This window comes from Luteimonas sp. KH_071, assembly GCF_057838005.1.
Window position 1 is genome coordinate 2,680,795 of the sequence record NZ_CM174458.1, and the last position, 26,059, is coordinate 2,706,853.

Genomic DNA, 26,059 nt, shown 5'->3' on the forward strand with positions numbered 1-26,059 from the left:
CGAACAATCCGCGGTTTCCCCTGACTGCTGGCGCCGGTGACGATAGGGGCATTCGCTTCTAGCTCGCGTCGGCAGCGCCCCCACCCACCTTCCCCGTCAGAATCTCCCCCAACGCCCGCTCAAACACATCCACCGGCTGTCCACCCGAAATCAGGTGCTGCTGGTCGATGATGACTGCCGGCACGCTGTTGATGCCGCTGCGGATGAAGAACTGCTCTTCGGCGCGCACGGCGTCGGCGTATTCGTCCGACGCGAGGATCGCGGCGGCGCGCTCGACGTCCAGCCCCACGTTGGCCGCGATGCGCACCAGCGTCGCGTGGTCGCTGACGTTCTCGCCATCGCCGTGATATGCCTGCAGCAGCGCGCGTTTGAGATCGCGTTGCCGGCCTGCGATACCGGCCCAGTGCAGCAGGCGATGGGCGTCGAAGGTATTCCAGGTGCGCAGGCGGTCGCCGAAAGCGAACCCGACCTCGGCACCGCGGCCTTTGATGTTGGCGCGGGCGGCGGCCAGTTGCTCGGGCGACATGCCGTATTTGCGGGTCAGGTGCTCGGCGATGTCCTCGCCTTCCGGCGCCATCTGCGGATTGAGTTCGAAGGGGCGCACGTGGAATTCGACGTCGACGTTCGCCGGCAGACGTTCGAGTGCCTGTTCGAGTGCGGCCAGGCCGATGGCGCACCAGGGGCAGACGATGTCGGAGACGAAATCGATGCGCAGCGGCACGCGGTCCGAGGCGGCGTTCATGCCTGCACCATCGGCAGCTTGAGGCCCTGCTCTTTCGCGCAGGCCTTGGCGATCTCGTAACCGGCATCGGCATGGCGCATGACGCCGGTGCCGGGGTCGTTCCACAGCACGCGGGCGATGCGCTTGTCGGCTTCTACCGTGCCATCGCAGACGATGACCACGCCCGAGTGCTGCGAGTAGCCCATGCCGACGCCGCCGCCGTGATGCAGGCTCACCCAGGTGGCACCGCCAGCGACGTTGAGCATGGCGTTGAGCAGCGGCCAGTCGCTGACGGCATCAGAGCCGTCCTGCATGGCTTCGGTCTCGCGATTCGGCGAGGCGACCGAGCCGGAATCGAGATGGTCGCGGCCGATGACGATCGGCGCTTTCAGTTCGCCATTGCGCACCATCTCGTTGAAGGCGAGGCCCAGCTTGTCGCGCAGGCCCAGCCCCACCCAGCAGATGCGAGCGGGCAGGCCCTGAAAGGCGATGCGCTCGCTGGCCATGTCGAGCCAGCGATGCAGGTGCGGATCATCCGGGATGAGTTCCTTGACCTTGGCATCGGTCTTCGCGATGTCCTCGGGATCGCCGCTCAGCGCGACCCAGCGGAACGGGCCGATGCCGCGGCAGAACAGCGGGCGCACATAGGCCGGCACGAACCCGGGGAAATCGAAGGCGTTGGCGCAGCCTTCGTCCTTGGCCATCTGGCGGATGTTGTTGCCGTAGTCGACGGTGGGAATGCCGGCAGCGTGGAAGGCGAGCATGGCTTCGACGTGCACGCGCATGGACTGCTTGGCGGCGTCGCGCACCTTCTCGGGATTGGCCAACTGCTCGGCGATCCACTGCTCGACGCTCCAGCCGATCGGCAGATAGCCGTGCACCGGGTCGTGCGCGCTGGTCTGGTCGGTCACGCAATCCGGGCGCACGCCGCGCTTCACCAGTTCCGGCAGCACTTCGGCCGCATTGCCCAGCAGTGCGATGGATTTCGCTTCGCCGGCCTGGGTGTATCGGGCGATCCGCGTGAGCGCGTCGTCGAGATCGGTGGCCTGCTCGTCGACGTAGCGCGTCTTGATGCGGAAATCGATGCGGCTCTGCTGGCATTCGATAGTGAGGCTGCACGCACCGGCGAGGCTCGCGGCCAGCGGCTGCGCGCCGCCCATTCCCCCGAGGCCGGCGGTGAGGATCCACTTGCCGGTGAGATCGCCGCCGTAGTGCTGGCGGCCCATCTCGACGAACGTCTCGTAAGTGCCCTGCACGATGCCCTGGCTGCCGATGTAGATCCAACTGCCTGCGGTCATCTGGCCGTACATCATCAGGCCCTTGCGATCGAGCTCGTGGAAGTGCTCCCACGTGGCCCAGTGCGGCACGAGGTTGGAATTGGCGATCAGCACCCGCGGCGCATCGGCATGCGTGCGGAACACGCCGACCGGCTTGCCGGACTGCACCAGCAGGGTCTCGTCGTCGCCGAGGGTCTTCAACGATTCGACGATGGCGTCATAGCAGGCCCAGTCGCGCGCGGCGCGGCCGATGCCGCCGTAGACGACGAGGTCTTCCGGACGTTCGGCCACTTCGGGGTCGAGATTGTTCATCAGCATGCGCAGCGGCGCTTCGGTGAGCCAGGAGCGGCAGCTGAGTTCGGTGCCGCGCGGCGCGCGGATGACGCGCAACGGGTCGTGGCGCGAAGCGGTGTCGGACATGGCGGCGCGTTCCTGCAATGACGATGCGGCGATTATCGCACCGCGCCACGCGTCGGCCTGACGCGCCGCGGCGTGAGCCGGACCGGGCACGACGGCTAAGCTGCGACGCATGAAGCTGATCCCCTGCGCGTTTGCCCTCGCCCTGCCCGCCGCGCTCGGCGCGTGCACGTCCACCTCGCCCACGCCCACGGCACATGCGGCATCCGATGCCGATGGCGCGCCGCCGCGCGTGCTGGTGTTCACGCGCACGGCGGGGTTCCGCCACGATTCGATCCCCGTGACGATCGAGACGCTGCGCGCGCTCGGCACCACCGCCGGCCTGACGATCGAGACGACCGAAGACCCGATGCGTTTCGACGACGCAACGCTGGCCGGCTATCGCGCTATCGTCTTCGCCCACACCACGCGCGAGGTACTGGACCCGTCGCAGCAGGCGGCTTTCGAACGCTATGTCGCGAGCGGCGGTGGCTTCATGGGCGTGCACGCGGCAGCCGACAGCGGCTACACCTGGCCGTGGTACGGCGAGCTGGTCGGTGCGTGGTTCGCGCGGCATCCCGAAGGGCTGCAGTCGGTGCGCGTGGTGTTCGAAGACGGCGCCGGACCGGATGGGCTGGAAGAGTGGCGCGTCACCGACGAGATCTACGACTACCGGCGCAACCCGCGGCCGCACGTGCGCGTGACCGCATCGATCGATCCGGCGTCGCACCCCGATGGCGGCATGGGCGACGACCATCCGATCGCCTGGTGCCACACGCGTGCCGGCGGTCGCGCCTGGTACACCGGGCTGGGCCACGACGCGGCGTTGTATGCCGATCCGGTGTTCCGCGCGCAACTGCTGCGCGGCCTGCTGTGGACGACCGGGCGCAGCGACGCCTGCTGAGTCCGGGCTGGCACCGCGGATACGAAAACGCCCGGCCGAAGCCGGGCGTTCTGCGTCGCGCGTGCGCGCACCTCAGTTGATCGAAGGATCCAGCCGGCGCAGCGCGTCCTTGACGTCGACCGAACCGGTGCGGTCGATGTCCTCGCGCGTGTAGACCCGGCCACCACCCGTGGTGCATTCCTGCTCGGCGCGCCTGGAACGCGCGTTGCGGGCTGCAGTGATGCGCGAGCCGGTCTCGCGGATGCAGAAACGATCCGAGGCACTGGCGCGTTGGCCGCGGTCGCGCGCGGATTCCTCTTCCTCTTCTTCCTGCTGCTGCGCGTGCGCCACCTGGGAAACCGCACCGAACGCGAGGCCGGCGAAGATCGCCGCCGTCCACCATGCATGCTTCATGTCGCACCTCCCGGTGCAGTTGAACAGTGCGTCCACGATACGCGCGATGCAGGGCGGCGTGGTCTGCGGGCCATGAATGGCCAGCCGGCGTGCCCGCGTCGTTGGGCGTTGCTTCATGCGCCTGACTGCGAGGCGTCATGTGCCGCCGGTATCCTGTACGCATGCCTCGAACTACCCGTCTGCGCGCCTGCGCCCTGCTCCCGTTGTTGCTGTTGACCGCCTGCGCCACGGTCGATCCCGCCGCCCGATCCACCGCCTCCGACGCCCCTGCGCCGACGGCCGAAGCCCGTCCGACCCTGCTGCTGGTGTCGCTCGACGGTCTGCGGCCCGACTATCTGGGCCGCGGCGAAACCCCGCATCTCGACGCGCTGGCGCGCGGCGGCGTGCAGGCGTGGATGCGGCCGTCGTATCCCTCGCTGACATTCCCGAACCACTACACGCTGGTCACCGGCCTGCGCCCCGACCGCCATGGCCTGATCCACAACTCGATGGTGGACGCGACGCTCGGCGATTTCCGGTTGTCGGACCGGGAGGCGGTGGGCAACGGCGCCTGGTACGGCGATGGCGAACCGCTGTGGGTGACGGCCGAGGACGCGGGCCTGCGCACGGCGACGCTGTCTTGGCCCGGCAGCGAGGCGCCTGTGCACGGCGTGCGTCCGACGCGCTGGTATCCGTTCGACGAGACACGTCCACTCGACACGCGCGTGGACACGTTGCTCGGCTGGCTGTCAGAAGCCGACGCCACACGCCCCGCGTTCGCCACGCTCTACCTCGAACACACCGATTCGGCCGGCCACCACTACGGTCCGGACTCGCCGCAGCTGCATGAGGCGCTGCAGGCCGTGGATGCGGCCGTCGGACGTCTGGTCGCGGGACTGCGCGCGCGTGGGCTGCAGGACCGGGTGAATCTGGTCGTGGTGTCCGATCACGGCATGGCCGAAGTGCCGCCGGGCCAGGCGATCGCGGTCGAGGACATGGTCACGCTGGAAGAGGCGCGCGTGACCTCGACCGGCCAGGTGATCGGCATCGTGCCCAATCCCGGCTTCGAGACGCAGGTGGCACGCAAGCTGCTCGGCGCGCACGCGCAGTACGACTGCTGGCACAAGGGCGACATGCCGGCGCGCTGGAAGTTCGGCACCCATCCGCGCGTGCCGCCGATCGTCTGCCAGATGCACATGGGCTGGGACGCCGTGCCGCGCGACGCGCTAGCCCGGCGCCCCGCACACGCCCGCGGCTCGCACGGATACGACCCCGCCCTGCCGGAGATGCGCGCGGTGTTCATCGCGAATGGACCGGCGTTCCGCAGCGGCGTCACGCTGGAGGGGTTCGACAATGTCGACCTGTATCCGATGCTCGCGCGGCTGATCGGGGTGACGCCGGCGGAGCACGACGGCGATGCGGAAACGCTGGTGCCGGCGTTGCGGGATGGGGTGCGGTAACGCGGGATTGGTGCGCTGGTTCGGGTCGGTTGCGGATGCCGCTGCATGCCGGGCCGTGAGTGATCGCGAATTGCGCGTTCGATGCGAGCGTCTGCCCTCACCCCAACCCCTCTCCCCGAGGGAGAGGGGCTCGGTTGGCTGCGGCGATACGCATTCGCAGCTGCCCGTAGATCACTGATCGATCGCGGCGCGCTTTAAGCCCCTCTCCCTCCGGGAGAGGGGTTGGGGTGAGGGCCGACGCTCGCGACACGCCCACAGCATTCATGTCCGAATCCGGCCAGTCACCATCCGCGCCCGGTGCTAGCCTGCATCGCATGTCCCCGCCCCTGCCCGCCTCCGACATCTGCGAACAGGCGCGCCTGAGTCGCGACGCGCGTTTCGATGGGCTGTTCTTCACCGCGGTGCGCACGACCGGGATCTACTGCCGGCCGGTATGCCCGGCGCCTGCGCCGAAGGCCAGCAACGTCGCCTACTACCCGAACGCCGCCGCAGCCGAAGCCGCAGGCTTTCGTCCCTGTCTGCGGTGCCGGCCGGAACTGTCGCCCTCGGATGGCCATTGGCATCGCGGCGACGATCTCGTCGCGCGGGCCTTGGCCTTGATCGACCAGGGCGCGTTGAATGAGGCACCGCTGGCATCGCTCGCCGAGCGGCTGCACATCGGCGAACGCCAGCTGCGGCGGCTGTTCGTCGAGCGCCTGGGCGCAGCGCCGGTCGGTGTGCACGGCACACGGCGTCTGCTGTTCGCCAAGCAGCTGCTGACCGAAACCGCGTTGCCGATCACCGAGGTCGCGCTCGCCGCCGGCTTCAACAGCGTGCGGCGCTTCAATACGGTGTTCCAGGATGCGTACCGCATGCCGCCGCGCGACCTGCGCAAGGCGCCGCGCGAATCCACCGGCGATGCACTGACACTGCGCCTCGCCTATCGACCGCCTTACGACCTGCCGGCGATGCTGGAGTTCCTGCGCGGGCGCGCGTTGCCGGGCATCGAGGTCGTCGACGCGGTTGCCTACACCCGCGTGACCGGCACTGCGGATGCACCGGGCTGGTTGCGCGTGCGTGCGTGGCCCGGCACGCGCGGCGAGCCCGCACCGGATGCGCTGCGCCTGGAACTGCACGGGTGCGCCCCCTCGCAATTGCAGGACACCGTGCAACGTGTCCGGCGGATGTTCGATCTCGACGCGGACCCGCACACGATCGCCGCGCATCTCGGCCACGATGCGCGACTGGCGCCGCTCCTGCGTGCGCGGCCCGGCCTGCGCCTGCCCAGCGGATGGGACGGCTTCGAGATCGCGGTGCGCGCGGTGATCGGCCAGCAGGTCAGCGTGGCCGCCGCGCGCACGCTGACTGCGCGGCTGTCGCAACGCTTCGGCACGGCGTTGCCGGAGGCGTTCGCCGCACAGGGATTCGCGCATCTGTTCCCGATGCCGGAGATGCTCGTCGACGCCGACTTCGATGGCATCGGCCTGATCGGCAGCCGCATCGCGACGATCCGCGCCATCGCCGCCGCGCTGCTCGACGGACGCGTGGATTTCGATCGCGCGCGCACGCTCGACGACTTCGTCGAACGCTGGGTCGCCCTGCCGGGTATCGGCCCGTGGACCGCGCAGTACATCGCGCTGCGCGCGCTCGGACATCCCGATGCGTTTCCCGCCGAGGATCTGGTGCTGCAGAAGATGCTGCCGACCGACGGCACACGCATGACGGCAAACGCGTTGCGCGCGCACGCGGAGGCCTGGCGCCCATGGCGCGGCTACGCGGTCTTCCATCTGTGGCGCGAAGCGTCTGCATCCACGCCGGCGCGCGCCGCGACCCCGGCGCGCTCGCGCACCCGTTCCACCCGGAGTCCATCGCCATGAGCCCCACCACACCCCAGGTGTTGACCCGCACCATCGACAGCCCGGTCGGCCCGCTGTTTCTCGCCGCGTCCGACGCCGGCCTGCACGCGGTGGAGTTCGCCGGGCACCGGCATCCGGTGCCCCGCGGTGATGATTGGCGCGATGGCGCGCATCCGGTGCTCGATGCCGCCGCGCAGCAACTGGGCGAGTATTTCGCCGGCACACGGCGAGCCTTCGATCTGCCGTTCGCCGCGCGCGGCACGCCGTTCCAGCAACAGGTCTGGGCCGCGCTGACGGGCATTCCCTACGGCGCAACCGCCAGCTACATCGAACTCGCCCGCATGGTCCGCAAGCCCAGCGCCAGCCGCGCGGTCGGCGCCGCGAACGGCCGCAATCCGCTGTCGATCGTCGTGCCGTGCCATCGCGTCATCGGCGCCAGCGGCGCACTGACCGGCTTCGGCGGTGGCCTGCCGACCAAAGAATTCCTGTTGACGCTCGAAGGCGCGTGGCCGCGCGCGGACCGCCTGCTGTAGGCGCGCCCGCGGCCACCCCTACATCCCACGGAACCGGTGCACGAACGCCGCACTCACCGGCAGCGATTCGCGATGTCCGCGCAGTTCGATCCGCGCCTTGCCCAGCTCGTCGCGGCGCACGCGGTCGATCGTCGAGACCCGCACCACGGTGCCGCGATGCACCTGCCAGAACACATCCGGGTCGAGTCCGGCCAGCAGGTCCTTCACCGGGGTGCGGATCAGCGCCTCGCCGTCCGCGGTGACCACGCGCACGTACTTGTCCTGCGCCTGGAAGAACAGCACGTCGTCGATGCCGATCATGCGCACGTGGTCGCCGATGCTCGCGCTGATCCAGCGGATCTGACGTTCGCCGGCCGGGCGCAGCCGCGCTTCGAGATCGTCGACCAGCGCCTGCAGGTCGTCCGCCGCCGGCTGCGCGAGACGTGCCTGCAGGCGCTCGACGGCGACGCGCAGCCGCGCCTCGGTCACCGGCTTGAGCAGGTAGTCGACGGCGCCCGCCTCGAACGCGCGGATGGCGTACTCGTCATAGGCCGTTGTAAACACCACCAGACCGCCACCGGCCACGACGGCACGCGCGACATCGAGTCCGCCGACGCCGGGCATGCGGATGTCGAGAAACGCGATGCGCGGGCGGTGTTCGGCCGCGGCCTGCAGCGCCGCGATGCCGTCCTCGCAGGCGGCGATGACCTCCAGTGCCGGCCATGCGGCGTCGAGCATCTCCAGCAATGCCGCGCGTTGCGGTGCTTCGTCTTCGGCAATCAGTGCGGTGACAGCTGTATCGCTCATGCAGGCACATCCAGTGGCGTGCGGATCTCGGCTTCGGCACCGCCGCCTGCCGCACCGGTCAGTTGCAGCGACGCGCGCGGACCGAAGCGTGTCGCCAGTTGATCGCGGACGTTCGCCAACCCCATGCCGCCGCCGACACCCGGCTGCAGGCCGGCGCCATCGTCGCGCACGTTGACGTGCAGCGAGGCGTCAGCGCGCCATGCGCGGATCGCGATGTGGCCTGCGCCGGGCCTGGGCTCGATCCCGTGCTTCACCGCGTTCTCGACCAGCGTGATCAGCAGCAGCGGCGGATACGGCAACGCGCGCAGTCCGTCGTCGACTTCGACCGTGTACCGCAGACGGTCCGCCGTGCGCAGCCGCATCAGCTCGAGATAGTGCGTGCACAGATCCAGTTGTTCGCCCAGCGTCGAGCGCAGCGCCAGTTCGCCATCGCGCAGACGCGGAATCGTCGCGCGCAGGTAATCGACCAGCGCATCGAGCGTCGCCTCGGCGCGCGCCGCGTCCTGACGCACCAGTGCACGGACCGAGGCCAGCGTGTTGAACAGGAAGTGGGGCTCGACCTGCGCCTGCAATGCGCCGAGTCGCAGGTCGGATTCGCGCTTGTGCGCCTGCATCGTGGCGAGTTCGATGCGGTGCCGGCTCTCGGCAAGACGCCGCTGCTCGCTGAAGTAGGCGCGCAGGGCAGCGCCACCCCCCAACAGACCGTAGATGCAGACGACGGTCAGCACCTGGATGGCGATTGCGCCGGAGCGCGCGGCGCCGGATGCGTACTGCGCACGCACGGCGTCCAGGTCGTAGGGCGCCTTGCCCATCTCGGCCACCATGAACGCGTCGATCCGGGTACTCGCCCAGCGATCGGCGAAGTAGGACAACGCGATCCCGACGCACAACGACAGCACCACGAAGGTCCGTTCGCGCCGCAACGGCAGGCGCAGATGCCGCACGCAGGTCGCCAGCAATGGGCCGGCCGAGGTCATCAGCACGAACGCGACGAACATGTAGGCCGACGCGGTCACTGCACCGACCACAGTCACCGGGCCGATCAACGCGCCCAACAGCGTCAACAGCGAGAAACCCAGGATCACGCTGCCGAACAGCAGCGTGCGGCCGACGAGCCAGGGCGCGCTGAAGACCGGATAGCGGCGGTAGCGCGTCCACAGGAAGCCGCCGCCGACCGCGACATCGTCGGGCAGCGGCTGGCGAAGCGTCACGGCGTCGGTGCGCATCGACATGCCCTCAGTCACGTTCGCCGCGCATGACCTGACCGCCCTGATGCAGCTCGAGCGATGTCACCTTGTTGTCAGCGTCGCGATTGAAGTGCAGCTCGATGCCGAAGGCCGGCGCGGCGAAGCGGTCGGTGCCGGTCGCGTCGAGCGGAAATGCGCCCTGCCCGGTCGCCTGCGCGCGCAGGCGGCCGCCGTTCGCGTCGACCTTCAGCACGAAACCCGGCATCAGGGTGTAGTCGCCTGCGTAGTCGGCAAGCGGCACATCGGCGGCCGGCGCAGCCGGGGACGCGTCATCCGCGACACGCGTCGCGACGATCGCGCCACCGCCTTGATGCCAGACGAAGCTGTAGCTGCCATCGGCCGCACGTTTCGGCGACAGCAACGCGTCGAACTGGATGGGAAAGAAATCGCCTGCGTCGTCGTAGCCCAACTCGAATAGCGGCTGGCCGGCGGGATGGATCGTCAGCGTGTCACCCTTGCGCGCCAGCTCGACCTGCATGCCGGCGCCGAGCTGCCAAGTGCCCACCAGCCCGTCTACCAGATCCGACGGTGGTGTCGCCAGTTTGCGCGGCTTGCCGAGGGGCGCCGAGGGGTCAAGCAGATGTGCGCCCAGACTGCCGAGACCACCGAGCGCGGTCAGCGCCGTGTCCGACAGGATCACCACGCCGCGCTTACGTGCAGGATCGAACCCGACCAGCGACGAGAAGCCGCCTGTGCCGCCCTCGTGCATCAGCACGTCGCGACCGGCCAGCGGCGCGATCATCCAGTTCATCGCCACCGGTGGCTGTTGCGACACCGGTTGCTGGGTGCGCTGCAACGCGGCGAGTACGGGCGCGGCCGCTGCGCTCTCCGCCTGGCCGAGCTGCGCCTGGACGTAGCGGACCATGTCGTCGAGCGTGGCGCGCACGCCGCCGACGCCGGCCATGTCACCGGGAATCGTCCAGGCCGGCGTCGCGCTGCCGTTGGACAGATGCCCCGCAGCCGCACGCACGCCGTCGGGGCGCTGCGCGATGTAGGCGTGGTCCATGCCGAGCGGCGCGAACAGCTGCGCATCGATCAGGGCTTCAAACGGCTGGCCGGCGCGCTGCGCGACGGCATACGACAGCAGCATCGACGCGAAGTTGGAGTACTCGAACTGCGCGCCGGGTGCGCGCGTCAGGGTGACGTCGCCCAGCGAGGCGAGCAGCGTTTCCGGCGTCAGCGCGGCGTAGGGATCGGCGGGATCGGTGATCGGCATCCGCGCCGGCAGCGCAGGCAGGCCGGACGTGTGGGTGACCACGTGGCGCAGCAGGATCGGCTGACCTTCGAATGTCGGCACCGGCGTACCCGCGGGCAGCCAGGCCGACAGCGGATCATCGAGCGACGCCTTGCCCTCGGCGATCAGCTGCGCGAGCGACGCGGCGGTCATCGTCTTGCTGACCGAGCCGATCTCGAATGCGCTGTCGGCGCCGATGCGCGGGTTCGCCGTGCCGTCGGCGCAGCGATACGTCCGCGCCACGGTGTCGCCATCGACGCGCGCGACCGCGAAGCAGGCGCCGGTGCGGTCACCGGCCAGGCGCTGGTCGACGATACCGGCCAGTTCGCTGTCGGACATCGCTGCTGCGCCGCCGCTGACGGCGAGCATCGCGGCGAGGGTCAATACGTTGGGCAACATGCGGATCTCCTGTCCTCGGGAAGGTCACCATGCTGTGGCGACGGCGCGGCCTGTGCACGGGTTTGCGACGAACCATCCGATCCGGCGGATGGATCGCCTGTCGACGCGCCGGCCCGCAACACCGTCCGGTGCCGCGCGCGGATCAATCGGCCAGCAGTCGCCGTATCGCGTCCGCGTAGTCATCCGCGGCGTCCTCGTGCAGCGTATGGCGCCCATCGGCGACGACCTGCCGCCCGGCCACATGCACCTCGCGCACCAGTGGACGGTTGCCGGCGAATACCCAGCGGTCGAGCAGGTCGCGGTCCGTCGCGCCGGCGAGCAGCGGTGTGTCGGCGTCGAGCACGACCGCGTCGTCGTGGGCAACGAAGCCGGTGGATGCGGCGGCGCTTGCCTGCACGCCTGCGAACAGCGTCGCGCCCACGCTGGGCGTGTCGTGTGCGACCCCGACATTGCGACGCTGCGTGACGAGACGTTGCCCGTACTCGAGCCAGCGCAGTTCCTCGACCGGCGAGACCGAGATGTGCGAATCCGAACCGATGCCCCAGGCGCCGCCGGCATCGAGGTAATCGCGCAACGGAAACAGGCCGTCACCGAGATTGGCCTCCGTCGTCGGACACAGCGCGACGGTCGCGCCACTGCGGGCGATACCGGTCACTTCCGCATCGTCGAGGTGAGTCGCGTGCACCAGCGTCCAGCGCGCGTCGACCGGTGCGTTGCCGAGCAGCCAGGCCACCGGGCGCGCACCGCGCAGCGCGATGCATTCGTCGACCTCGGGCACCTGCTCGGCGATATGGATGTGCATGCGCGCATCACCCGGCAATGCTGCCAGCACGGCGTGCATCGCATCGGGCGGCACGGCGCGCAGGCTGTGCAGCGCGCAGCCGACACGCAGCATGGCGTCCTGGCGGGCGTGCAGATCGGCGAACAGCCGCAGATAGCCGTCGACGTCGTGGCCGAAGCGCTGCTGGCGTTCGCCGAGCGGCCGTCCGTCGAACCCGCCGGTCATGTACAGCACCGGCAACAGTGTCAGACGGATGCCGGTCGCGCGCGCAGCCTCGATCAATGCATCGGCCATCGCGCTGGCAGGCGCGTACGGCGCGCCGTCGGGGGCGTGGTGCACGTAATGGAATTCGCAGACGGTCGTGTAACCCGCTTCCAGCATCTCGACGTAGAGCTGCGTGGCAACTGCGCGCAGGCTGTCGGGATCGAAGCGTCCCGCCATGCGATACATCGTCTCGCGCCAGGTCCAGAACGAATCGGCGGGATCGGTCTGCACTTCGGCCAAGCCGGCCATCGCCCGCTGGAACGCATGCGAATGCAGGTTCGCGATACCGGGCAGACGCCAGCCTGCGGGCGTGCGCTCGGCGTGGCGCGCGGGAACATCGTGCATCGGGCCGGCTCCTCGAAAACGTGTGCGGTAGGCTAGCCGGTCTTCCGCCCGGGAACATCCGATGTCCTCGACGTACCTCATGCAGCTGGTCGCTGCGAGCCTCGTAGTCGGCGGGATCGCCGGCTGGATCGGTGTCCGGATGCTCGGCAGGCGCCGCTCGGCCGACGGTCTTCCGGTGGACCGCCACAGACCGCGCAAGCAACACGAAGGCGCGGACTACAACGGCGGTGGCGGCAACGATGGCGACTGAATCCTGGGACGGCCTGCTGCTGGGCGCGACGCTCGCCACGCTGGCCGACGACGCAGGCTACGGCCTGATCGAAGACGGTGCGCTCGGCTGGCGCGCTGGCGTGATCGTCTACGCGGGCCCCCGCAGCGGACTGCCCACGGACGCAGAAGACAACGCCGATCTCGTCGTCGAAACCGATGGCCTGGTGACGCCCGGCCTCATCGACTGCCACACGCACGCGGTGTTCGCAGGCAACCGCGCCGCCGAATTCGAGCAGCGCCTGCAGGGCGCGAGCTACGAGGAGATCGCACGCGCCGGCGGCGGCATCGTCTCGACGGTACGCGCGGTGCGCAATGCCGATGAGGACACGTTGCTCGCGCAGTCGTTGCCGCGCGCCCGTGCACTGGTGGCCGATGGCGCGACGACTTTGGAGATCAAGTCCGGTTACGGCCTCGACTTCGACAACGAACGCAAGATGCTGCGCGTCGCGCGGCGCATCGGCGAGGTGCTCGGCATCAGCGTGCGCACGACATTCCTGGGCGCGCATGCGCTGCCACCGGAGTTCGCGGGCCGCGGTGATGCCTACATCGACGCGGTCTGCGAGTGGTTGCCGCGCCTGCACGAGGAAGGCCTGGTCGATGCCGTCGATGCGTTCGCCGAGCGCATCGCCTTCAGCATCGATCAGACGCGACGGGTGTTCGAGGTTGCGCGCAAGCTCGGCCTGCCGGTGAAGCTGCACGCCGACCAGCTCAGCGACGGCGCAGGCGCTGCGCTGGTGGCCGAATTCGGCGGTTTGTCCGCGGATCATGTCGAACACACCTCGCCCGCCGGCGTCGCCGCGATGGCCGCAGCCGGCACGGTCGCGGTGCTGCTGCCCGGCGCGTTCCACGTGCTGCGCGAGACCACGCTGCCGCCGCTCGATGCGTTCCGCGCGGCGGGCGTGCCGATGGCGGTCGCGACCGATTGCAATCCCGGCACGTCGCCCTTGCTGTCGCTGCGCCAGGCGATGCAGCTGGCCTGTACGCATTTCCGGTTGACTCCGGAGGACGCGCTACGCGGTGCGACGGTGCATGCGGCGCGCGCGCTCGGCCTGTCCGATCGCGGGCGACTGGCCGTGGGCCAGCGCGCCGATTTCGCCTGCTGGCACCTCGCGCAACCGGCCGAACTCGTCTACTGGCTCGGCGGCCCGTTGCTCGCGATGTCGTTCGCCGGCGGCAAGCGCCTGGTCTGAGGCCGAGCGTTCCCTGAAACGCGAAAGCCCCGCGGAGGCGGGGCTTTCGACGCGCGGCGGGACCTGGAACTCAGGCCTTCTTCGCGACGGCCTTCTTCGCCGGTGCCTTGGCGACGGTCTTGCTGCCGGCGGCCTTCTTCACGACCGGTGCGGTCGCGGTGCCGGTGGCCTTGATCAGGCCCTTCGAGCGGCTGTTGCCGTAGCTCGAGTTGTAGCGCTTGCCCTTGAGGGTCTTGCGGTCGCCCTTACCCATTTCTGTGCTCCTGGAGTGCTGCGTGTTGAATTCGTGTGGCGCGTTGTGCGCCGCCAGGGCGCACAGGACCGCGGATTCTAGCACGCGACCCGATTCCCGAAGGCGCTCAGCGCCCCGCGCGGGCGTGGGTCAGACGCAGGTTCAGCAGGTGCGCGCCGGCCAGCAGCAGGCCGCCGATGGTCATCACCACCGCGTGGGTGATGGTGTGATCGTGCAGGTGCGTGAACGAGCCGGCCCACACCAGCGCCAGACCCGGAACCAGCAGCGCCCAGGCGTGGAATGCACGGTGCCGGCGCCAGCCCAAGGTCAATGTGGTCGCGCCCAGCAGCGTGGCGAACACGACGAAGGCCTGGTCGATATCGACCCAGCCACCCACGTTCAGACCGAATGCCGGCAGCAACGCCAGCGCCACCGGCAGCAGCGCGCAGTGGACCGCACACAGGAACGACGCGGCGAAACCGACGCGATCTGCGCGTTGCAGGGTGGAATTGTGTGCAGGCATGTCTTTTGGGGGGTGCGGGGATTTGCGTAACATTATAACATTCCCTCTTCGCCCACCAGTGTACTGCATCCGCAATGACCAGAAGCCGCCGTTCCGCCCCCGTCCCCACCCGCCTCGCCATCGCCGTCGCACTGCTGCTGCCGGCCGCCGCGTTCGCCCAGACGACCAGCCAGACCCACGCCCATCCCACCACGCTCGACCGCGTGCAGGTCACCGCCACACCGCTCGGCGGCGATGCCGAAGATCTCGCGCATCCGGTGGAGGTCCTGTATGGAGACGCGCTGGAAGACCGCAAGGCTGGCAACCTCGGCGACACCGTGTCATCGCTGCCGGGCGTGCAGAGCGGCTCGTTCGGCACCGGCGTCGGCCGGCCGATCATCCGCGGCCAGGAAGGCCCGCGCGTGCAGGTGCTCTCGGGCGGTATCGGCAGCATGGATGCCTCCACGGTCAGCGCCGACCACGCCGTGAGCATCGAACCCTTCCTCGCCGACCAGATCGAGGTACTCAAGGGCCCGGCCAACCTCCTGTACGGCAGCGGCGCGATCGGCGGTGCGGTCAACGTGGTCGACGGCCGTATCGCACGCGAAGTGCCGGATCGCCCCCTCAGCGGCCGCGCCGAACTGCGCGCAGGCAGCGGCAATGACGAGCGCAGCGGCATGTTCCGCCTCGACGGCGTCAGCGGCGACAACCTGGTGCTGCATGTCGACGGCCTGATCCGCAACACCGGCGACTTCGACATCCCGGGTTTCGCGCAGGTGCCGGAGGATCACGACCATGATCACGACCACGACCATGATCATGCGGACGAAGAAGAGAACGCCTTCGGCACGCTGCCCAACAGCTCGATCCGCACGCGCGCGGGCGCGGTCGGCGCCACGTACTTCGGCGAGCGCGGGCACCTGGGCGTTGCCCTCAGCACGTACCGCACCAACTACGGCCTGCCGGATGGCGCGCACGAGCACTCGGAAGAGGGCGGACACGATCATGGCGACGCTCATGATCACGACCACGACCACGACGAGGAAGAACACGACCATGGCTCGGTGCGCATCGATATGGTGCAGAACCGCGTCGACCTGAAGGGCGGCATCTACAACCCGCTGCCGTTCCTCAGCGCCTTGAACGTGCGCGCGGCTTACAACGACTACGAGCACGTGGAACTCGAGGGCGATGAGATCGGCACGCGCTTCACCAACAAGGGCACCGAGGCGCGTATCGAAGCGGTGCAGAACACGTTCAACGGCTGGAACGGCGCGTTCGGCCTGCAGATCGGACACGTCGATTTCAGTGCGGTCGGTGACGAGGCCTTCGTGCCGCCGAGCGTGACCGACACGCTCGGCCTGTTCGTCGTGCAGGAGAAGGAATTCGGACCGGTGAAGCTGGAGCTCGGCGGTCGCCATGAGCGCGTGGAGATCGATCCGGCCGATGGTGACTCGCGCACGTTCGATGCCAGCAGCCTGTCGGGTGCGGCGATCTGGCACCTGACGGACGTGTTCGACCTGCGCTTCGGCGCCGACGTATCGGGGCGCGCACCGACCAACGAGGAGCTGTTCGCCGCCGGCCCGCATATCGCCACGCGTTCGATCGAGATCGGCGACGCGGACCTCGACACCGAGCGCGGCCAGCGCCTGGAAGTCGGCGTGCACGCGCACACCGATCGCGTCGAGTTCAAGGCGGCCGTCTACCAGACACAGTTCAAGCGCTTCACCTACCTCGCCGACACCGGCGTGGTCGAAGACGATCTGCCCGTGCGCCTGTGGACGCAGGGCGATGCGACGTTCCGCGGCGCGGAAGCGGAAGCGAAGTTCCATCTGCTCGAATCGGATGCGGGGGATTTCGACCTGCGCGTGTTCGGCGATGTCGTGCGCGCGGAACTCGACGGCAGCGGCACCCGTACGGTGCAGTTCGCGGTGCCGCACGGCGACCATGCGCACAACTACGAGACCGAGATTGCGCTGGGCGGTGACCTGCCGCGCATCGCCCCCTCGCGCATCGGTGCCGACCTCAACTGGACCCTGGGCGGCTGGCGCGCGAACGTCGGCGCGATGCGCTACCAGAAGCAGGATCGCGTGGCCGCGCTCGAAGAACCGAGCCCCGGCTACACGCTGGTCAATGCCGGTGTCGCCTGGCGCGTCGGCGAAGCGGATGGCACCCAGTGGGAGCTGTTCCTCGATGGTCGCAACCTGACCGACCAGGAAGCCCGCCCGCACACGTCGCTACTACGCGATTTCGCGCCGTTGCCCGGCCGCACCATTGCCGGCGGCATCCGAGTCTACTTCTGACCGTACATGTCCTGACCGGCATGCATTGACCGGTTTCCGTTCTCTCCAGTGACGCGTGCGTCACCGCCCCGCCCCGGTCTCCGGTGCGGGGCTTTTTATGTGATGGCAACAGCCTTGCCCGTGCACTGCCTTTGGGTTAGCGCGCACTCGCACGCGATGTCATTTCCAAAAAAAACCTCGTGCCGCGCCATCCCATTCACTGCGCGAGCATCCAACCCGACGAATACATCCAATTAGGTGTATATACATTCAAAAAATCCATGCAGATACACGCGATGACAGATCCCGCACTTGCCGCGCTTTCGATTCCCGCCTTCGGCTGCAGCTGCTATCGCCTGCGCAAGCTGACTCGGCTGATGACCCAGCGTTACGATCAGGCACTGGCGCCCGCTGGCGTCAACGTGAACCAGTACGCGATCCTGCGGCGCGCGGAACACGAACCGCACGCAATCGGCGCGCTCGCCGATACGCTCGGCATGGAGCGCAGCACGCTCAGTCGCGATCTGAAACATCTGGTCGAAGCGGGATGGATCCGGCTCATTGCATCGAAGACCGACGCTCGCCAGCGACGCGTCGCGTTGACGCCTCGCGGCAGACGCGTGATCGCAAAGGCGGAGCCCCTGTGGCGCGCCACGCAGTCGGGGGTCGAGCAACAGATGGGCGTCGACGCAATCGGACGTCTGCACGAAGCGCTCGATCTGGCAACCGGGCACCTGACAGCATGAGCACGCACGCGGCGTCTGCCCCATTACGCTGGTGGCCGCTGGTACTGGCCGCGACCGCGATGATGATGATCACGATGGGTATCCGGCAGTCGCTGGGCCTGTTCGTGCAACCGATCGCTGCCGACACGGGCCTGGGCATCGCCGCGATCAGTTTCGCGCTGGCCGTTGGCCAGTTCGTCTGGGGCGCGGTGCAGCCGGTGTTCGGCGCGATCGCCGACCAGCGCGGCAGTGGCCGCGTGCTGGTGTTCGGCGGCGTGCTGCTGGTGACCGGCATGGCCGCTGCACCGTTCTTCGCCTCCGAATGGGGCCTGCTGCTGACACTCGGCCTGATCAGCGCGGCCGGCGCGGGCGCGGGCAGCTTTTCGATCCTGATCGGCAGCACCGCACGCGTGATCCCGGCGGAGAGGCGCTCGATGGCTTCGGGTGTGGTCAATGCCGGCGGCTCCTTCGGGCAGTTCCTCTACGCGCCATTCGCGACCGCGATGATCGGCGCGTTCGGCTGGGCCGCCGCTGCCTGGGCTATGGCGGCGACCGCGCTGGCGACGCTGCCGCTGGCCTGGCCCCTGCGTCGTCGCAAATTGCCGCCAGCGGCGCCGGGTGCGGCCCTGCCGATCACGGAGGACGGCATCGGCCTGCGCGCGCAACTGCGCATCGCACTGCGCGACCGCAGCTACTGGCTGCTGCATCTGGGCTTCTTCACCTGCGGCTTCCACATCGCCTTTCTGGTTACGCATCTGCCGACCGAAATCGCGATGTGCGGCCTGTCGGCGGGCGTGTCGGCGATGGCGCTGTCTCTGATCGGACTGTTCAACATCGTCGGCAGCATCGGCGCCGGCTGGCTGGGCCAGCGCTACCGCATGAAGTGGCTGCTGACCGCGATCTACGCCAGCCGGGCGCTGATGATCTTCATCTATGTGCTGTCACCGCCGACACCGACGACTTTCATGCTCTTCGCAATCGGCCTGGGCATGACGTGGCTGGCGACCGTGCCGCCGACAGCGGGCATCGTCGGCAAACTGTTCGGTCCGCGCTATCTCGCGACGCTGTTCGGCCTGACCCTGCTCTCGCACCAGACCGGCGCGTTCTTCGGCGCGTGGCTGGGCGGCGTCGCGGTCGCGAAGACCGGCTCCTATCTGTGGGTCTGGTACGCCGACATGGCGCTGGCACTGCTGGCGGCCGCGTCCAATCTGCCGATCCGCGAAGCGAGGCTGCCGAAGCGCGTGCCTGTCGCGATCTGAGCCTTCGACAGCTGGCAGTCACGGACCAGGGCGTTCAGTCCGCCGCGGCGTCCGCGCACTGCGCGCAGAGGCCATGGACTTCCAACGTCTGCGCCTGCGGCACGAACCCCAGCGCGCGGGCGCGCTCGTCAAGCGACGCGACGACCGCCTCATCTTCCAGCTCCACGGCGCTGTGGCAGCGGTCGCAGATCAGGAACGGCACCGAATGCTGCGCCGTGCTCGGGTGGTGGCACGCCACGAAGGCATTGACCGACTGCAGCTTGTGGATGAAACCGTTGGCCAGCAGGAAATCCAGCGCGCGATATACCGTCGGCGGCGCCGCAGCGCCCGGCCCGTCGCCCTCGCGCACCTGGTCGAGCAGATCGTAGGCCTTGAGCGGTTTGCCGGCCTTGGCGATCAACCCGAGCACGTAGGCCCGGATCGGCGTCAGGCGTAGGCCGCGTTCGCTCGAGGCATGCTCCACCGCGCGTATGAAGCTCGCGGCGTCATCGACGTGGTGATGCGGATCCGTGCAGGTGTGGTCGTGCTTGGCCATCCGTCCATGATGGGTGCGAGGGGGCACTGACTCAAGCGTGCTTGACTCGCTGCCTGGGGATTCGCACTTCCGCTTCAGGTCTCGGCCCGACTGCTCGACAGATATCGTTCTGTCAGTCCTTGGAGATCAACGGCTTTGCTCGGCTTCTGCTCGGCTTTTGCCGCTGCTCTTCCACGACGGCAGGCTGAGTTCTCAAACCCGAAGGGCGCCGCACAGGGATGTGCGGCGTTTTCCGACCGAGGCGGGATGCCGAGTCGGAGAATCCCGGACCGCGTGCCGCCGCGGGCTTCGGACGTGTCGGGGAGACGTTTTTCTTTGGTTCCGTTTCTTTTGGCGTCAACCAAAAGAAATGAACTCGGCCGCGTCAGCGGACGAAAGCGTTTGACGCTGCTGTTCGTTTCGCTGCCTGAGGCAATAGGCAAGATCAAACGCTTCCACTCGCCTTGCGGCGAGCGGGTTCATTTCTTTTGCTGGCCCAAAAGAAACGGAACCAAAGAAAAGGGCCAGCCCCGACGAAGCAAATCCGGCGTGTCATTTGTTCCGGGATTTTTCGACTCGCCATCCTGGCTCGGTCGGAAAACGCCGCACATCCATGTGCGGCGCCCTACGGGTCTACGCTCTGCGTTGGCACTTCCCTGAAAAGCAGAGCGCCGCTGACAGCGAACGGTCGGACCCGGATCGATGAACAACACACGCCGGAAAGAGGCGAAGTGCACGCAAAAAAAAAATCCAGAGCGACGCAGCCTCAGACCGCCCCCCCCTCCGGAATCATCCCGATCGCCACATCGATCCGCGCCAGCGCTTCCTCACGTCCCGCCAGATACACCGTATGTCCGATATCCGGGCTCACCTGCGTGCCGGTGATCGCCACACGTAGCGGCTGCGCGACCTTGCCCATGCCCAGACCGAGCGTCTCGACGGTCTCGCGGAACGCCGCGTCGATCGCTTCGACATTCCACTCCGGCAGCGCGGCGAAACGCGCGCGCACGTCAGCCAGCGGTGCGCGGGCTTCCGCCTTCAGATGCTTGGCGACCGCCTTCTCGTCGTAGGCTGCAATCGGGCGATACCAGACCGCCGCGCGCTCGGACATTTCCTTGAGCGTCTGCACGCGATCGCGCAACGCGATGACGACATCGGCCGGCGCCGGGCCTGCCGAGAGGTCGTAGCCGTCATTGCGCAGATGCCATTCCAGATGCGCGGCGACCGCAGCCGGATCGTCGGACTTCAGGTACTGCTGGTTGAGCCAGCCGAGCTTGGCCATGTCGAGGCGCGCGGCCTTGGCGTTGACGTCCTTGAGGTCGAACAGCTGCTGCATCTCGGTGATCGAGAAGATCTCCTGGTCGCCATGCGACCAGCCCAGGCGCACGAGATAGTTCAGCAGCGCGTGCGGCAGATAGCCGGCATCGCGGTACTGCATGACGTCGGCGGCGCCGGTGCGTTTGGACAACTTGGCGCCCTGCTCGTCGAGGATCATCGGCAGATGCGAGAACGCCGGCACGTCGGCGCCGAGCGCGCGGTAGATGTTGATCTGCCGCGGCGTGTTGTTGACGTGGTCGTCGCCGCGCACGACATCGGTGATGCCCATGTCCAGATCGTCGACAACGACGGCGAAGTTGTAGGTCGCATAGCCGTCGGGGCGGAATATCACCAGATCGTCGAGTTCGCTGTTGGCGATCTCGATGCGGCCTTTGACCTTGTCTTCCCAGACCACGGTGCCTTCGAGCGGATTCTTCAGGCGGATCACGCGGTTCGGATCGTCGCGCTTCGGCTCGTTGCGCTCCCGGTACGCGCCGTTGTAGCGCGGCTTGTCGCCCGCGGCCATCGCGGACTCGCGCATCGCGTCGAGTTCGGCTTTCGATTCGTAGGCGTAATAGGCCTTGCCGTCGGCGACCAGCTGCTCGGCGACTTCGGCATACCGGTCCAGCCGGTGGGTCTGGTAGATCGGGCCTTCGTCGTAGCCCAGGCCCAGCCACTCCATCGCTTCGAGGATCGCGTCGATCGCGGCCTGGGTGCTGCGCTCGCGGTCAGTGTCTTCGATGCGCAGCACGAACTCGCCACCGCGGCGCCGCGCCTCCAGCCAGCAGTACAGCGCGGTGCGCGCGCCGCCGATGTGCAGATAGCCGGTGGGACTGGGGGCGAAACGGGTGCGGCAGGACATGCGCGGAACTCGGCGTAGGGACAGTGCGCATTCTAACCGGCGCGTCCGGCCGGCCCCGGCGGCCGGATTACAATGGCGCCATGACGACGCTTTTCATCTCCGACCTGCATCTGGATCCGGCGCGTCCGGAGATCACCGCGCTGTTCCTCGCGTTCCTGGACGGCGAAGCCCGCAGCGCGGATGCGCTGTACGTGCTCGGCGATCTGTTCGAGTCGTGGGTCGGCGATGACGATCCGTCCGAAGCCGGCGCGCAGGTCGCCCAGCGTCTGGCCGCGTTGTCGGCCGCGGGCGTGCCAGTCGCGTTCATGCACGGCAACCGCGATTTCCTGGTCGGCCACGACTACACACGTCGCGCGGGCATGACCTTGCTGCCCGATCCTGCGGTGATCACGCTTTACGGCCGCCCGGTGCTGCTGACGCACGGCGATCTGCTGTGCACCGGCGATGTCGAATACCAGGCGGTGCGCAACCAGGTGCGCGATCCTGCGTGGCAGGCGCACATGCTCGCGCAGCCGCTGCAGGCGCGGCTTGCGTTCGCCCAGCACGCGCGCGATGCCAGTCAGGCGCGCGCGGCCACGTTGCGCGGCGACGGCACGATGGAATCCGTCACCGATGTGGCGCCGGCGACGGTCGAGGACTGGTTCACGCGCTACGGCGTCGACACGATGATCCACGGTCATACGCATCGGCCCGCGATCCATGACCTGCAGGTTGCCGGTCGGGAGTGCCGGCGTATCGTGCTGGGCGACTGGTTCGAACAGGGCTCGGTACTGCGCGCGTATAGCGACGGGCGGCTGGAACTGTCGGCGCTGTCTCGCGAGCCGTAATCGCAGCAGCACCGCTGTAGGAGCGCGCTTGCGCGCGATGGGCAGGACCGGAACAGCCCTTCGCGCGCAAGCGCGCTCCTACACGAAGCGTCAGCGTTCGGCTATGGCCTGCAAAGCCGCGAGCTCTTCTTCGCTGAATCCCGCCGCGGCGCGTGCGTCGATATTGAACGGACCGTGCAGTACGGCGCGCGCGTACTCGGACAGCAGGTCGCGGAACGTCGATTCGGGCTGCACGCCGCGGCGTTCGCAGAACCAGCGGAACCAGCGGCTGCCGGCGGCGACGTGCGCGACTTCCTCGCGCAGGATCACTTCGAGCACGCCGACGGTCTCGAGATCGCCGAGCGAACGCAGCTTCACGATCATGCCCGGCGTGACGTCCAGCCCGCGCGCCTCGAGCACGCGCGGCACCAACGCCATGCGTGCCATGCCGTCGTGCGCGGTCTTCTCGCACATCTCCCACAGGCCGTTGTGCGCGTCGAAGTCGCCGTAGTCGAAACCGAGGTCGCGCAGACGATCGCGCAGCAGCACGAAATGCCGCGCCTCGTCGGCAGCGACCGACACCCAGTCGGCGTAATACGCGTCCGGCAGGTCGCGGAAGCGATAGACCGCGTCCCAGCCGAGATCGATCGCGTTGAGTTCGATGTGTGCGATTGCATGGATGAAGGCCGCACGGCCTTCGTCACTGCCGAAACCGCGGCGCGGCAGTTCGCGTGGATGCACGAGTTTCGGACGTTCGGGGCGCCCAGGCATGCCGATCGGTTCGGGGGCGGGCGCGTTCGCGTCGAACGGCAGCGCGCCCTCGCGAAACCGGCGCGCGTAGGCACCGGTCAGCGCGATCTTGTCATCGGGATCGCACGCATCCAGGCAGTGGCGCGCAGCCGCGAACAGATCCGCGGCATCCGCGACCACGGCCTTATTCACGCGCGGCGCTTCTTCTTCGCGTCGTCGCTGCGCAGCTGCTGCAGGCGCTCGAAGTATCCCGCTTCGATGCCGGTGACGTACTCACCGCTGAAGCAGGAACTGTCGAACCGGCGCTCGGGAAATTTCGGGCCGGCGACGGCGGTTTCGAGATCGGCGAGATCCTGATAGATCAGCCAGTCGCAGCCGAGGAATGCCTCGATCTCTTTTTCGGTGCGGTTGTGCGCGACCAGCTCGTCGACCGACGGCATATCGATGCCGTAGATGTTCGGGTGGCGCACCGGCGGCGCGGCCGAGGCGAGATACACCTTCTTGGCGCCGGCATCGCGCGCCATCTGCACGATCTGCTTGGACGTGGTGCCGCGCACGATCGAATCGTCGACCAGCAGCACCACACGGTTGCGGAATTCCAGCGGGATCGGATTGAGCTTGCGCTTGACCGACTTCGCGCGCTCGCCCTGCCCCGGCATGATGAAGGTGCGACCGACGTAGCGGTTCTTGATGAAGCCCTCGCGGTACTTCACGCCGAGCGTGTTGGAGATCTCCAGCGCCGCGTCGCGCGAGGTGTCCGGAATCGGAATCACCGTGTCGATGTCGTGGTCGGGGCGCAGCCGCAGGATCTTCTCGCCCAGGGTCACGCCCATGCGCATGCGCGCCTTGTGCACCGAGATGTTCTCGATCATCGAGTCCGGGCGCGCGAAGTACACATATTCGAAGATGCACGGCGCATGCGGCTGCTGCGGCGCGCACTCGCGGTGATGCAGTTCGCCGCGCGGCGTGATCACGATGCCCTCGCCCGGCTCGACGTCGCGCAGGTGTTCGAAGCCGAGGATGTCGAGCGCGACCGACTCCGAGGCCACCGCGTACTCGGTGCCCTCGGCAGTTTCGCGCTTGCCCAGCACCAGAGGCCGGATGCCGTGCGGATCACGGAAGGCGATCAGGCCCAGGCCCAGCACCGTCGCGACCACCGCGTAGCCGCCCTTGGCGCGGCGGTTGACGCCTTCGACGGCACGGAACGCGGCCTCGGGCGTCAGCGCCTTCTCGCGGTCCAGCTCATGCGCGAACACGTTGAGCAGCACTTCGGAATCCGAATCGGTGTTGACGTTGCGGCGGTCGGTTTCGAACACCTGCTGGCGCAGCTGGTCGGTGTTGACCAGGTTGCCGTTGTGGGCGAGCGCGATGCCGTAAGGCGAGTTGACGTAGAACGGCTGCGCCTCGTCGTGGCCCTCGCTGCCGGCGGTGGGATAGCGGCAGTGGCCGATGCCCACGCGCCCCTGCAGCAGATCCATCGCCTTGGTGTCGAACACGTCGCGCACCAGGCCGTTGCCCTTGTGCACGCGCATCACGGTGCCGCTGGAGACGGCGATGCCGGCGGCGTCCTGCCCGCGGTGCTGCAGCACCGTCAGGCCGTCGTACAACGCGGCTGCGACTTCAGAGGTTCCGACAATCCCGACGATCCCGCACATGTTCGATTTCCAGTTCTGCTTGAGGCGCGCGGACGCGCCGGTATGAAGTGTGGGACGACTGCGCGGCGCCGGTCAGGGGTGCGAGCGGACCATGCCGTCGACGCCCACCGCACTGCGGACGCGCGTCTTGAGCTGGTCGGCCTCGCCGCGCGTCGCGACCGGACCGGCCTTGACCCGGGTCAGGCGGCCCTTGTCGGTGTCGACCGCATCGGTGAACGCGGTGATGCCGGCGCCTCGCAGACGATCGCGCAGACGGTCGGCCTCGGCCGCATTGCTGAAGGCGCCCAGTTGCACGACGAAACTGGTGCCGGAGGTGGGTGCCGCTGCGGCCGGGGCCGGCGCCGGCGGCGCTGGCGTCGCGGCAGGCGCGGTCTGCGCCGGCGGCGTGCGCGCCGGTGGGGTGTCTGGCAGCTGTTCGGTGGTCGGCGCCGCGGGCGTCTGCGCGGCAGTCGGACGCGAGGCAGCCGGTGCAGCCGGCGCCGGTGTGTCCGGGCGCGGCACGTCCGGTCGGGCACCCGCGTCGAGCGCGACCACGCGCGGGGTCACGTCATCGCGCACCTGCGCCGCACGCACGCGGACGATCTCGGCATCGGCACGGTTGGCATACGGCCCCAGGCGCACGCGCTGGGCCGGCTTGCCGTTGAGCGTGAAGCCTTCGCGGTAGCCGCGCAGGCCGGACTCGCCGAGCTGGCGCAGGATCGCCTCGGCATCGGCCTCGCTGGCGAACGCGGCGTAATGCACGGCGTAGCCGCCGCCGGCGACGGTCGCGGGCAGCGGGTTGTCCTGTTCGGCGGTGTCCACGGTCGGCAGCGCGCTGCCGTCGGGACGTGTGGCGGCGGGCGCGGCGGGCGCGGCTTCCGACAACGGTACGCCGGCCAGTGCACCGCCCGCGCGCGCCGGTGGCGGCGCGATCAGCGGCAGGTCGACGGTCTTGTAGTCGCCGTTCGGCGCATCGGGTACGTCGAAGGACATGTCAGGGAGGCCGCTCGCGGGCGCCGGGCCCTTGATCAGCATCGGCAGAAAAATGACCGCGAGCGCGATCAGCACGGCGGCGCCGATCAGGCGTTGTTTCAATGCAGGCGACATGCGGGATCCGGACACGGGTGCCACGCAAATTATACGCGCCGTACCGCCCTGCTTC

Annotated in this window: 24 protein-coding genes; 10 read left to right on the forward strand and 14 right to left on the reverse strand. The window is 68.6% G+C overall.

What is annotated here, in order from left to right; all coding sequences use genetic code 11:
* Positions 1-58: 58 nt before the first annotated feature.
* Positions 59-742 (reverse strand): DsbA family oxidoreductase, encoded by a 684-nt coding sequence (locus AC3IRM_RS12285; protein ID WP_489203423.1) that lies wholly within the window; start codon positions 740-742, stop codon positions 59-61.
* The gene (gene hutU / locus AC3IRM_RS12290) at positions 739-2,418 is read right to left on the reverse strand and encodes a urocanate hydratase (protein ID WP_489205918.1); all 1,680 of its coding nucleotides are present in this window, start codon (positions 2,416-2,418) and stop codon (positions 739-741) included. The genes AC3IRM_RS12285 and hutU overlap by 4 nt, the downstream gene beginning before the upstream one ends.
* A gap of 277 nt (positions 2,419-2,695) precedes the next feature.
* On the opposite strand from hutU, the gene AC3IRM_RS12295 reads away from it, so the two are divergent.
* Positions 2,696-3,298 carry a ThuA domain-containing protein gene (locus AC3IRM_RS12295; RefSeq protein ID WP_489203424.1) on the forward strand — a complete coding sequence of 201 codons (603 nt, stop codon included), beginning with the start codon at positions 2,696-2,698 and terminating at the stop codon, positions 3,296-3,298.
* 72 nt (positions 3,299-3,370) lie between these two features.
* On the opposite strand, the gene AC3IRM_RS12300 is transcribed toward AC3IRM_RS12295, so the two are convergent.
* Entirely contained in the window at positions 3,371-3,691 is a 321-nt protein-coding gene (locus AC3IRM_RS12300; RefSeq protein WP_489203425.1) for a hypothetical protein, read from the reverse strand.
* A 161-nt stretch (positions 3,692-3,852) separates the two neighbouring features.
* Between AC3IRM_RS12300 and AC3IRM_RS12305 the strand changes: the two genes are divergently transcribed.
* The 3 genes from AC3IRM_RS12305 to AC3IRM_RS12315 all read left to right on the forward strand — a co-directional run bounded on the left by AC3IRM_RS12305 (position 3,853) and on the right by AC3IRM_RS12315 (position 7,498).
* Complete coding sequence (locus AC3IRM_RS12305) at positions 3,853-5,130, forward strand: alkaline phosphatase family protein (protein ID WP_489203426.1); 1,278 nt, start codon at positions 3,853-3,855, stop codon at positions 5,128-5,130.
* Positions 5,131-5,444: 314 nt separating this feature from the next.
* Positions 5,445-6,986 carry an AlkA N-terminal domain-containing protein gene (locus AC3IRM_RS12310; protein WP_489203427.1) on the forward strand — a complete coding sequence of 514 codons (1,542 nt, stop codon included), beginning with the start codon at positions 5,445-5,447 and terminating at the stop codon, positions 6,984-6,986.
* Positions 6,983-7,498 (forward strand): methylated-DNA--[protein]-cysteine S-methyltransferase, encoded by a 516-nt coding sequence (locus tag AC3IRM_RS12315; RefSeq protein WP_489203428.1) that lies wholly within the window; start codon positions 6,983-6,985, stop codon positions 7,496-7,498. The genes AC3IRM_RS12310 and AC3IRM_RS12315 overlap by 4 nt, the downstream gene beginning before the upstream one ends.
* Before the next feature lie 18 nt (positions 7,499-7,516).
* On the opposite strand, the gene AC3IRM_RS12320 is transcribed toward AC3IRM_RS12315, so the two are convergent.
* The 4 genes from AC3IRM_RS12320 to AC3IRM_RS12335 all read right to left on the reverse strand — a co-directional run bounded on the left by AC3IRM_RS12320 (position 7,517) and on the right by AC3IRM_RS12335 (position 12,554).
* A complete protein-coding gene (locus AC3IRM_RS12320) occupies positions 7,517-8,284 on the reverse strand; it encodes a LytR/AlgR family response regulator transcription factor (protein WP_489203429.1) in 768 nt (255 codons plus the stop codon).
* Entirely contained in the window at positions 8,281-9,516 is a 1,236-nt protein-coding gene (locus AC3IRM_RS12325; protein ID WP_489203430.1) for a sensor histidine kinase, read from the reverse strand. Before AC3IRM_RS12325 ends, AC3IRM_RS12320 begins: the two co-directional genes overlap by 4 nt.
* Positions 9,517-9,520: 4 nt before the next feature.
* On the reverse strand, positions 9,521-11,164 hold the full coding sequence (locus tag AC3IRM_RS12330; RefSeq protein WP_489203431.1) for a serine hydrolase: 1,644 nt from the start codon (positions 11,162-11,164) through the stop codon (positions 9,521-9,523).
* 142 nt (positions 11,165-11,306) lie between these two features.
* Positions 11,307-12,554 carry a formimidoylglutamate deiminase gene (locus tag AC3IRM_RS12335; RefSeq protein ID WP_489203432.1) on the reverse strand — a complete coding sequence of 416 codons (1,248 nt, stop codon included), beginning with the start codon at positions 12,552-12,554 and terminating at the stop codon, positions 11,307-11,309.
* 61 nt (positions 12,555-12,615) lie between these two features.
* Here AC3IRM_RS12335 and AC3IRM_RS12340 point away from each other — a divergent pair, with 61 nt between their 5' ends.
* Positions 12,616-12,804, forward strand: coding sequence for a hypothetical protein (locus AC3IRM_RS12340; RefSeq protein ID WP_489203433.1), 189 nt, complete (start codon positions 12,616-12,618; stop codon positions 12,802-12,804).
* The gene (hutI, locus tag AC3IRM_RS12345) at positions 12,794-14,014 is read left to right on the forward strand and encodes an imidazolonepropionase (protein WP_489203434.1); all 1,221 of its coding nucleotides are present in this window, start codon (positions 12,794-12,796) and stop codon (positions 14,012-14,014) included. Before AC3IRM_RS12340 ends, hutI begins: the two co-directional genes overlap by 11 nt.
* Positions 14,015-14,084: 70 nt before the next feature.
* Here hutI and AC3IRM_RS12350 read toward each other — a convergent pair whose 3' ends face one another.
* Both AC3IRM_RS12350 and AC3IRM_RS12355 read right to left on the reverse strand, forming a co-directional pair.
* Complete coding sequence (locus AC3IRM_RS12350; RefSeq protein ID WP_232134518.1) at positions 14,085-14,267, reverse strand: 30S ribosomal protein THX; 183 nt, start codon at positions 14,265-14,267, stop codon at positions 14,085-14,087.
* 106 nt (positions 14,268-14,373) lie between these two features.
* Positions 14,374-14,769, reverse strand: coding sequence for a MerC domain-containing protein (locus tag AC3IRM_RS12355; RefSeq protein WP_489203435.1), 396 nt, complete (start codon positions 14,767-14,769; stop codon positions 14,374-14,376).
* Between the two features lie 74 nt (positions 14,770-14,843).
* Here AC3IRM_RS12355 and AC3IRM_RS12360 point away from each other — a divergent pair, with 74 nt between their 5' ends.
* The 3 genes from AC3IRM_RS12360 (at position 14,844) to AC3IRM_RS12370 (ending at position 19,014) form a co-directional block, all read left to right on the forward strand.
* Positions 14,844-17,051 (forward strand): TonB-dependent receptor, encoded by a 2,208-nt coding sequence (locus tag AC3IRM_RS12360; protein WP_489203436.1) that lies wholly within the window; start codon positions 14,844-14,846, stop codon positions 17,049-17,051.
* A 179-nt stretch (positions 17,052-17,230) separates the two neighbouring features.
* Complete coding sequence (locus tag AC3IRM_RS12365; RefSeq protein ID WP_489203437.1) at positions 17,231-17,776, forward strand: MarR family winged helix-turn-helix transcriptional regulator; 546 nt, start codon at positions 17,231-17,233, stop codon at positions 17,774-17,776.
* Positions 17,773-19,014 carry an MFS transporter gene (locus AC3IRM_RS12370; protein ID WP_489203438.1) on the forward strand — a complete coding sequence of 414 codons (1,242 nt, stop codon included), beginning with the start codon at positions 17,773-17,775 and terminating at the stop codon, positions 19,012-19,014. The genes AC3IRM_RS12365 and AC3IRM_RS12370 overlap by 4 nt, the downstream gene beginning before the upstream one ends.
* Positions 19,015-19,048: 34 nt before the next feature.
* On the opposite strand, the gene AC3IRM_RS12375 is transcribed toward AC3IRM_RS12370, so the two are convergent.
* Both AC3IRM_RS12375 and gltX read right to left on the reverse strand, forming a co-directional pair.
* Positions 19,049-19,549, reverse strand: a complete 501-nt coding sequence (locus tag AC3IRM_RS12375) for a transcriptional repressor (RefSeq protein WP_232134513.1) — start codon at positions 19,547-19,549, stop codon at positions 19,049-19,051.
* Between the two features lie 745 nt (positions 19,550-20,294).
* Positions 20,295-21,707, reverse strand: coding sequence for a glutamate--tRNA ligase (gene gltX / locus AC3IRM_RS12380; protein WP_489203439.1), 1,413 nt, complete (start codon positions 21,705-21,707; stop codon positions 20,295-20,297).
* A gap of 80 nt (positions 21,708-21,787) precedes the next feature.
* On the opposite strand from gltX, the gene lpxH reads away from it, so the two are divergent.
* Positions 21,788-22,534 (forward strand): UDP-2,3-diacylglucosamine diphosphatase, encoded by a 747-nt coding sequence (gene lpxH, locus AC3IRM_RS12385; RefSeq protein WP_489203440.1) that lies wholly within the window; start codon positions 21,788-21,790, stop codon positions 22,532-22,534.
* Positions 22,535-22,624: 90 nt separating this feature from the next.
* Here the strand turns inward: lpxH and AC3IRM_RS12390 are convergent, their stop codons facing one another.
* The 3 genes from AC3IRM_RS12390 to AC3IRM_RS12400 all read right to left on the reverse strand — a co-directional run bounded on the left by AC3IRM_RS12390 (position 22,625) and on the right by AC3IRM_RS12400 (position 26,004).
* Positions 22,625-23,455, reverse strand: coding sequence for a ferritin-like domain-containing protein (locus tag AC3IRM_RS12390; RefSeq protein WP_489203441.1), 831 nt, complete (start codon positions 23,453-23,455; stop codon positions 22,625-22,627).
* Positions 23,452-24,918, reverse strand: a complete 1,467-nt coding sequence (gene purF, locus AC3IRM_RS12395; protein WP_489203442.1) for an amidophosphoribosyltransferase — start codon at positions 24,916-24,918, stop codon at positions 23,452-23,454. The genes AC3IRM_RS12390 and purF overlap by 4 nt, the downstream gene beginning before the upstream one ends.
* Before the next feature lie 72 nt (positions 24,919-24,990).
* Positions 24,991-26,004 carry an SPOR domain-containing protein gene (locus AC3IRM_RS12400; protein WP_489203443.1) on the reverse strand — a complete coding sequence of 338 codons (1,014 nt, stop codon included), beginning with the start codon at positions 26,002-26,004 and terminating at the stop codon, positions 24,991-24,993.
* Between the last annotated feature and the right edge of the window lie 55 nt (positions 26,005-26,059).

What these genes read in the sequence shown, in the direction of transcription:
- AC3IRM_RS12355 (WP_489203435.1), bottom strand. Translation starts at nt 14,769, where the DNA reads ATGCCTGCACACAATTCCACCCTGCAACGCGCAGATCGCGTCGGTTTC.
- AC3IRM_RS12330 (WP_489203431.1), bottom strand. Translation starts at nt 11,164, where the DNA reads ATGTTGCCCAACGTATTGACCCTCGCCGCGATGCTCGCCGTCAGCGGC.
- AC3IRM_RS12375 (WP_232134513.1), bottom strand. Translation starts at nt 19,549, where the DNA reads ATGGCCAAGCACGACCACACCTGCACGGATCCGCATCACCACGTCGAT.
- AC3IRM_RS12285 (WP_489203423.1), bottom strand. Translation starts at nt 742, where the DNA reads ATGAACGCCGCCTCGGACCGCGTGCCGCTGCGCATCGATTTCGTCTCC.
- gltX (WP_489203439.1), bottom strand. Translation starts at nt 21,707, where the DNA reads ATGTCCTGCCGCACCCGTTTCGCCCCCAGTCCCACCGGCTATCTGCAC.
- hutI (WP_489203434.1), top strand. Translation starts at nt 12,794, where the DNA reads ATGGCGACTGAATCCTGGGACGGCCTGCTGCTGGGCGCGACGCTCGCC.
- hutU (WP_489205918.1), bottom strand. Translation starts at nt 2,418, where the DNA reads ATGTCCGACACCGCTTCGCGCCACGACCCGTTGCGCGTCATCCGCGCG.
- AC3IRM_RS12325 (WP_489203430.1), bottom strand. Translation starts at nt 9,516, where the DNA reads ATGTCGATGCGCACCGACGCCGTGACGCTTCGCCAGCCGCTGCCCGAC.
- AC3IRM_RS12335 (WP_489203432.1), bottom strand. Translation starts at nt 12,554, where the DNA reads ATGCACGATGTTCCCGCGCGCCACGCCGAGCGCACGCCCGCAGGCTGG.
- lpxH (WP_489203440.1), top strand. Translation starts at nt 21,788, where the DNA reads ATGACGACGCTTTTCATCTCCGACCTGCATCTGGATCCGGCGCGTCCG.
- AC3IRM_RS12400 (WP_489203443.1), bottom strand. Translation starts at nt 26,004, where the DNA reads ATGTCGCCTGCATTGAAACAACGCCTGATCGGCGCCGCCGTGCTGATC.
- AC3IRM_RS12320 (WP_489203429.1), bottom strand. Translation starts at nt 8,284, where the DNA reads ATGAGCGATACAGCTGTCACCGCACTGATTGCCGAAGACGAAGCACCG.
- AC3IRM_RS12340 (WP_489203433.1), top strand. Translation starts at nt 12,616, where the DNA reads ATGTCCTCGACGTACCTCATGCAGCTGGTCGCTGCGAGCCTCGTAGTC.
- purF (WP_489203442.1), bottom strand. Translation starts at nt 24,918, where the DNA reads ATGTGCGGGATCGTCGGGATTGTCGGAACCTCTGAAGTCGCAGCCGCG.
- AC3IRM_RS12370 (WP_489203438.1), top strand. Translation starts at nt 17,773, where the DNA reads ATGAGCACGCACGCGGCGTCTGCCCCATTACGCTGGTGGCCGCTGGTA.
- AC3IRM_RS12315 (WP_489203428.1), top strand. Translation starts at nt 6,983, where the DNA reads ATGAGCCCCACCACACCCCAGGTGTTGACCCGCACCATCGACAGCCCG.
- AC3IRM_RS12350 (WP_232134518.1), bottom strand. Translation starts at nt 14,267, where the DNA reads ATGGGTAAGGGCGACCGCAAGACCCTCAAGGGCAAGCGCTACAACTCG.
- AC3IRM_RS12305 (WP_489203426.1), top strand. Translation starts at nt 3,853, where the DNA reads ATGCCTCGAACTACCCGTCTGCGCGCCTGCGCCCTGCTCCCGTTGTTG.
- AC3IRM_RS12310 (WP_489203427.1), top strand. Translation starts at nt 5,445, where the DNA reads ATGTCCCCGCCCCTGCCCGCCTCCGACATCTGCGAACAGGCGCGCCTG.
- AC3IRM_RS12300 (WP_489203425.1), bottom strand. Translation starts at nt 3,691, where the DNA reads ATGAAGCATGCATGGTGGACGGCGGCGATCTTCGCCGGCCTCGCGTTC.
- AC3IRM_RS12360 (WP_489203436.1), top strand. Translation starts at nt 14,844, where the DNA reads ATGACCAGAAGCCGCCGTTCCGCCCCCGTCCCCACCCGCCTCGCCATC.